Genomic DNA, 6,778 nt, shown 5'->3' on the forward strand with positions numbered 1-6,778 from the left:
ACGTCTCCGGCGAGCCCGTGCTCCAGTCCCTCACCCAGCCCTCCGGCGGCGTGGCGAGCAGGGCACCGGGCTCGAGCCACTCGAAGAGCTCGGCGTAGGTCTGGGTCACCTGCGGGTCGACGCGCCGGAACAGCTTGCGCGGGGTGAGGTCGTCGAAGGAGTCCAGCCCCATCGACGCGACGATCTGCTGTGCGCTGTTGACCGTGTTGGCCTGGAAGTCGCGCACCCGGTGCACCTTGTCGTCGACCACGAGGGCCCGGGCGCGCCACGGGTCCTGCGTCGCGACGCCCACCGGGCAGGTGTTGGTGTGGCAGGTCTGGGCCTGGATGCACCCGACCGCGAACATCATGGCGCGGGCCGCCAGCGTGAAGTCGGCGCCCTGGCAGATCCGCTTCACGATGTCGATCCCGGTCGCGACCTTGCCGCTCGCGCCGATCTTGACCCGGTCGCGCAGCCCGGTCCCGACCAGGGCGTTGTGCACGAACATGAGGCCCTCGGTGAGCGGCATGCCCACGTGGTCCTCGAACTCGACCGGCCCGGCCCCCGTCCCGCCCTCGGAGCCGTCGACGATGATGAAGTCCGGAGTGCTGTCGCGCTCGACCATGGCCTTGCAGACCGCCAGGAACTCCCGCCGCGAGCCGATGCACAGCTTGAACCCCACCGGCTTGCCGCCGCTGAGCCGACGCAGCTCCGAGACGTAGTCGACCAGCCCGAGGGGCGTGTCGAACGCACGGTGCGTGGGCGGGGAGACCACCGTGGCGCCGATCGCGACGCCTCGCGCCTCGGCGATCTCGTCGTTCACCTTCGCGCCGGGCAGCAGACCGCCCAGGCCCGGCTTGGCGCCCTGCGACACCTTGATCGAGATCGCCTTCACCTGTGGGTCGACCGCCCGTTCGGCGAACCTCGCGGCATCGAAGCCACCGCCCTCGGTCCGGCACCCGAAGTAGCCCGACCCGATCTCCCAGATGAGGTCGCCGCCGCGCCTGCGGTGGTACCGGGAGATGGAGCCCTCGCCGGTGTCATGGGCGAAGCCTCCCAGCGCCGCACCGCCGTTGAGCGCCTCGATCGCGTTGCCCGACAGCGACCCGAAGCTCATGGCCGACACGTTCAGCAGGGCGATGTCGTAGGGCTGCGTGCACTCCGGCCCACCGAGCCGCACGGTCGGGCGGACGTCGGGCTTGGTGCGGGCCCGCATCGAGTGGGCCACGAACTCGTAGCCCACGGCGTTCACGTCGCGCTCGGTGCCGAACGGCTCCTCGCCGTGGTTGCCCTTGGCCCGGTCGTAGACGAGGTCCCGGGTCTCGCGGTCGAAGGGCGTGCCACCGGTGTTGGACTCGATGAAGTACTGCTGGATCTCGGGCCGCAGCCGCTCCATCGCGAAGCGGGCGTGCCCGAGCACCGGGTAGTTGCGCAGGATGCTGTGCCGACGCTGCAGCAGGTCGTGCAGCCCCGTCGCCGCCAGCACGGCGAGCGGGGCCGCAGCCCACCACCACAGCGCGGACGTCCCGAGTGCGAGCACCCACCCGACCGCAGCCGCCACCACCAGCGCGAGGACCGCGAGCCACCGGATCATGCCGTCATGCTGGCACGGATCAGTGCTGGACGCCCTCGACCGCCGGCGCGTGCTTGAGCGTGCGCCACGAGACCAGCGCCGCGAGCAGGGCGATGCCGATCGCGAGCCCCGACGTGCGCTGGACCCCGAGGTCGAAGGCAGCCCGTGCCGACTCGGCGAGCGCCGCCCCCATCTCGTTGGGGTAGCGCTCGGCCATGGTGAGCGTGCTGCCGAGCGTCTCGAAGGCGTGGTCGCGCTCGCCGTGCTGCAGCATGGCCGGCACGGTCAGCTCGGCGCGGTAGGTGGCCGTGAGGATGCTGCCCAGCACGGCGGTGCCCAGCACGGCGCCGATCTCGTAGGCGGTCTCGGAGATCGCCGACGCCGACCCCGCCTTGTGCGGGGGCACCGCCGCGAGCACGAGGTCGTTGGTGAGCGTCTCGGCCAGGCCGATGCCCACCCCCATCACCACGAAGGCGACGAGCACGGTCGCGACGGTCGGGTGGCCGGTGAAGGCCGCCACGGCGTAGCCGGCCGAGGACGCCACGAAGCTGAGGCTCACGAGGACCCGCACGGGGAAGCGGCGCACGAGACGCACGGCCAGGAAGCCGGCGGCCATCGTCACGACGAGACCCGGGAGGAGCACCATGGCCGAGTCCATGGGCGACATGCCCAACACCAGCTGCAGCAGCTGCGCGGCGAAGAACAGGAACCCGGTCAGACCCATCAGGCTGAGCAGGTTGGCCGCGAGCGCACCGCTGAAGACCCGGTTGCGGAAGAGCGACAGGTCGAGCATGGGCGAGGCGCTGCGCTGCTGGCGACGCACGAACAGCGCGCCGGCAGCGATGCCCAGGGCGAACGAGCCGAGCGTCACGTCGTCGATGCCGGCCTTGGCGAGGTGCTTGATCCCGTAGACGACGGGCAGCATCGCCACGACCGCGAGCACGATCGAGGTCGGGTCGAGCGGGCCGGGGCTCGGGTCCTTGGACTCGGGCACGAGCCACAGGGCCAGCGGGACGAGCAGCACGATGAGCGGCACGTTGATGAGGAAGACCGAGCCCCACCAGAAGTGCTCGAGCAGGTACCCGCCGAGCACCGGGCCCAGGGCGGCGCCACCGGAGAACATGGCGGCCCAGGCTGCGATGGCCAGACGCCGGTCCTGGGCGTGGTGGAAGACGTTGCGGATCAGCGACAGCGTCGAGGGCATGAGCGTGGCGCCGAAGAAGCCCAGCAGGGCACGGGCGACGAGCAGCGTCTCGGCGCTGCTCGCGTACGCCGCGACGAGCGAGGCCGCGCCGAAGCCCACCGCGCCGATGACCAGCAGACGGCGCCGGCCCACGCGGTCGCCGATGCTGCCCATCGCGATGAGCAGACCGGCGAGCATCAGTGCGTAGACGTCGACGATCCACAGCAACTGGTTGCCGGTCGGGCGCAGCTCGGTGCTGATGGAGGGCAGCGCGAAGCTGAGGACGGTGTTGTCGACCGAGACGAGCAGCACCGGGATCATCAGGACGGCGAGGGCACACCACTCGCGCAGGCCCGCACGGACGGGGGGCACCTCGGGCAGTGGTGCAGATGACGGGGCGGTCGAGCTCGAGCGGGGATCGATGGTGGTCATGGCGAGCCTCCTTCCGGCGGACGGCGAACGGCCCGGACGGTCGTCCGGGCCGAGCACCACTATACCGTCCAGCCGGTACAGTCACCACCCTCTCCGGTGCTGCGCGGCGGTGATCCTCGTCGCACCGCCGCAGGTAGGCTCGCGCCATGCCGTCGGCCGAACGCTCCACCCGTGACCGCGTGCTCGACGCCTTCGAGACGCTCCTGGTCACGCAGGGCAGCCGCGCAGCCACGCTCGACGCCGTCGCCGCGCTCGCCGAGGTGTCGAAGGGCGGCCTGCTCTACCACTTCCACAGCAAGGACGAGCTGGTCGACGGCATGCTGACCCGCCTGCGCGAGCAGGGAGCCCGCGACGCCGACGCCATGAGCCGTGCTCCGAAGGGTCCGGTCGACTACTACCTCGAGACCTCGGTCGACTCCGGCAGCGACTTCGACCGCGCCCTCATCGCAGCCGGACGCATCGCCCAGGAGAACGACGCACGCGCCTCCGACGCGCTGGCCGACCTGCGCGAGGGCTGGTTCGTCGTCCTGCGCGAGCACCTCGGCGACGAGTCGCTGGCCCGCACCATCCAGCTGATCGGCGACGGGCTGTACTTCGACGACACGACGGGCCTGGCCGAGAAGAACGCCCTCGGGCACGTGCGCGACGTGCTGCGCCGCCTCGACGCCCTCTGACCGTCACGCGCCCGGCGGACGCACGTCGCCCGGCGTTCACCCGCAGCGGTTGCCCTGGAGTCATGAAGCTCCTCGCCATCGGCATCGCCGCAGCCGGCATCATCGCCACGCCGAGCGTGGCCGTCGCCGCACCCTCCGCTCCGGTCGTCGACAAGCCGACCACCACGCAGGGACCGAAGAAGCCCACCCGCAGCATCACGGTGTTCGCGCACCGCGGTGCCTCCGGCTACCGGCCCGAGCACACCCTCGCCGCCTACGAGCTGGCCATCCGTCAGGGCGCCGACGTCATCGAGCCCGACCTCGTCAGCACGAAGGACGGCGTGCTCGTCGCCCGCCACGAGAACGAGATCAGCGGCACCACCGACGTCGCCTCCCACCCGGAGTTCGCGGACCGGCGCACCACGAAGGTCATCGACGGCGTGGACGTGACCGGCTGGTTCACCGAGGACTTCACCCTGGCCGAGCTGAAGACGCTGCGCGCCATCGAGCGCCTGCCCCAGGTCCGTCCCGGCAACACGGTCTACGACGGCCGCTACGAGGTCCCCACGTTCGACGAGGTGATCGAGCTGGCCCGGCGCGAGAGCCGCGGACGCCGCACCATCTCGGTGGCGCCGGAGACCAAGCACCCCACGTACTTCCGCTCCATCGGCCTCGACCTCTCCAAGCCCCTCGTGCGGTCGCTGCGCCAGGCCGGGTGGGACCGCCGCAACGCCCCGGTCGTCATCCAGTCGTTCGAGACGTCGAACCTCCGCGAGCTGGCTCGCTGGACGAGGGTCCCCCTGGTGCAGCTCACGTCGGGGTCCGGCGCTCCGTACGACCTGGTCGCGCAGGGCAGGAGCACCACCTACGCGGACCTCCTGACGCCCGAGGGCCTGCGCGACGTGGCCCGCTACGCCCGGTGGATCGGCCCGGAGAAGAGCCAGGTCATCCCCCGCGACGCCTCCGGCGCCCACACCGAGCCGACGTCGCTCGTGGACGACGCGCACCGCGCCGGCCTCAAGGTGGCCGTCTACACGATCCGCGACGAGAACCGGTTCCTGCCGACGGACCTGCGCACCGGGTCCGACCCCAACGCCCGCGGAGACGTGGCCACCGAGCTGCGCCGCTACTTCGAGGCCGACGTGGACGGGGTCTTCGCCGACTACCCCGACACCGCGGTCGCGGCTCGCGCCGCCTGGGTCAAGCGCCGCTGACACCTCATCGAGACGCACGACCGGCCGGCCCTTCCGAGGAAGGACCGGCCCGTCGTCGTGCGCGTCGGGTGGTGCCGCTCAGCGGCGGCGCAGCTCCAGGAAGATGCTGGGGCCGAAGTCGTTGGCGGCGAGCCGCTCCTGCAGCGCCTTCTCGACCGACACGAGCAGCCGCGTGGGGAGAGCCTTCTTGAGCTTCTCGCTGCGCAGGTTCGAGACCGACAGCTTGCGCTCGAGACCGAGGCCGACGTCGGACAGCTGGGCGACCACGGTGTCGACGTTGTGGTTGACGAAGGCGATCGCGTCGGGCTCCTCGGCCGTGGCGGTGCGGATGCTCACCGGCTCCTTCGGCAGCGGCGTGCCCTGCTTCTTGAACCGGCGACGGTTCAGGAAGTGGCCGTAGTTCGCGACCTCGATCAGCGCGGTCGCGCCGGGCTTGAGCACGCGCGCGATCTCGCCGAACTCCGTCGACGGCTCGGGGATGTGGTGCATGACCCGCACCATCGTCAGCAGGTCGAGCGAGGCGTCGTCGAACTGCAGGTCGTCGGCCTGCATCTGCACCTGGGCGATGTCGGTGCCGGCGAGGACGCGCTCGGCGGCCTCCAGCTGGGTGCGGCTCGGCTCGGCCAGCGTCACGTGGTCGGCGTACTCGCGCAGCAGCAGGCAGAGACGGCCGAAGCCGCCGCCCACGTCGGCCGCGCGACCGAAGTGCCGGCCGTCGAGCAGGCGTCGGATCGCGGCCTCCTCGGCAGCGTGCTCGTAGTCGCGGTTGTCCCAGTACGTCGTGTAGTCGTAGCCGCGGTCGTACTGGTCGGCGACCTTCTTGCGCTTCTCGTCCGTCACGCGCGTCAGCCTAACAACGGCAGCCAGCGGCCCGACCGGCGCCGACGGGTGCAGGACCCGAACCGCTGGGCTGCTGTGCTCGGTCGGGTTCAGTCGAACGTGCGGGGGCCGAACTCGGGGGTCTCACGCTTCATCCCGGCACGGCGAGCGATGGCCGTGTTGGGCGAGCGGAACATCCGCAGCTGGTAGACCCGCTCACGCCGGAACGCCGACCGCAGACCGCCGAGCCGCACACCGTTGAGCAGCTTCTTGGTCGCGGCGACCGAGTCGGGCGAGCGGGCGACGATCGCGGCGACCAGCTCGAGCGCCGGCTTCAGCGGGTCGTCGGCCACGCCGGACGCCAGGCCGATCTCCACCGCCTCCGACCCGCTCACGACCTCGCCCGTCATGGCGAGCCGCTTGGCGACGTCGGCGCCGACCAGCTCGACGAGGGGGACCGTCCCGCTCATGTCGGGCACCAGGCCCCACTTGGCCTCGAGCACGGACCACTGCGCGTCGGGCGTCGTGAACCGGAAGTCGGCTGCGAGGGCCAGCTGGATCCCCGCCCCGAACACGTGGCCGCGCGTCACGGCGATGACCGGCACGGGGAGCTCCCGCCACGCCCAGAGCGCCTGCTGGAACCCGTTCGTCGCCCGCCACGGAGGCGTGAGGAAGAACGCGGCGACCTTCTTCCTCTGCGGGCTGACCGTCGCGAAGTCGAGTCCGGCGCAGAAGGAGCTGCCCTCACCCTGGAGCACGACCGCGCGGACCTCGCGGTTGCGGCGCAGCTCGGCCGCGGCCTCGAGCAGCCCGTCGAGCACCTCGAAGTCGACCCCGTTGAGCTTCTCGGGCCGGTTGAGGCTCACGTAGGCGAGGTGGCCCTCGATGCGGGTGGTGACGGCGGCACTGGTCATGACCTCAGGTT

The 6,778-nt window shown here is 71.5% G+C and carries 6 protein-coding genes; 2 read left to right on the forward strand and 4 right to left on the reverse strand.

Annotation, left to right across the window (positions count from 1 at the left end):
* The coding region (locus ASF38_RS08600) for an FMN-binding glutamate synthase family protein (protein WP_082480627.1) at positions 1-1,573 on the reverse strand (1,573 nt) is incomplete at its 3' end.
* A 19-nt stretch (positions 1,574-1,592) separates the two neighbouring features.
* Positions 1,593-3,167, reverse strand: a complete 1,575-nt coding sequence (locus ASF38_RS08605) for an MFS transporter (protein WP_055961851.1) — start codon at positions 3,165-3,167, stop codon at positions 1,593-1,595.
* A 146-nt stretch (positions 3,168-3,313) separates the two neighbouring features.
* On the opposite strand from ASF38_RS08605, the gene ASF38_RS08610 reads away from it, so the two are divergent.
* The gene (locus ASF38_RS08610; protein ID WP_055961854.1) at positions 3,314-3,841 is read left to right on the forward strand and encodes a TetR/AcrR family transcriptional regulator; all 528 of its coding nucleotides are present in this window, start codon (positions 3,314-3,316) and stop codon (positions 3,839-3,841) included.
* 62 nt (positions 3,842-3,903) lie between these two features.
* The gene (locus ASF38_RS08615; RefSeq protein WP_056557083.1) at positions 3,904-5,034 is read left to right on the forward strand and encodes a glycerophosphodiester phosphodiesterase; all 1,131 of its coding nucleotides are present in this window, start codon (positions 3,904-3,906) and stop codon (positions 5,032-5,034) included.
* Between the two features lie 78 nt (positions 5,035-5,112).
* On the opposite strand, the gene ASF38_RS08620 is transcribed toward ASF38_RS08615, so the two are convergent.
* Both ASF38_RS08620 and ASF38_RS08625 read right to left on the reverse strand, forming a co-directional pair.
* On the reverse strand, positions 5,113-5,874 hold the full coding sequence (locus ASF38_RS08620; protein WP_055961861.1) for a class I SAM-dependent methyltransferase: 762 nt from the start codon (positions 5,872-5,874) through the stop codon (positions 5,113-5,115).
* Positions 5,875-5,963: 89 nt separating this feature from the next.
* Positions 5,964-6,778: crotonase/enoyl-CoA hydratase family protein (locus tag ASF38_RS08625; RefSeq protein WP_369815179.1), on the reverse strand; the 815-nt coding region annotated here is incomplete at its 5' end.

The sequence above is a fragment of the Aeromicrobium sp. Leaf272 genome (assembly GCF_001422865.1).
GTDB lineage: Bacteria > Actinomycetota > Actinomycetes > Propionibacteriales > Nocardioidaceae > Aeromicrobium.

What these genes read in the sequence shown, in the direction of transcription:
- ASF38_RS08605 (WP_055961851.1), bottom strand. Translation starts at nt 3,167, where the DNA reads ATGACCACCATCGATCCCCGCTCGAGCTCGACCGCCCCGTCATCTGCA.
- ASF38_RS08615 (WP_056557083.1), top strand. Translation starts at nt 3,904, where the DNA reads ATGAAGCTCCTCGCCATCGGCATCGCCGCAGCCGGCATCATCGCCACG.
- ASF38_RS08610 (WP_055961854.1), top strand. Translation starts at nt 3,314, where the DNA reads ATGCCGTCGGCCGAACGCTCCACCCGTGACCGCGTGCTCGACGCCTTC.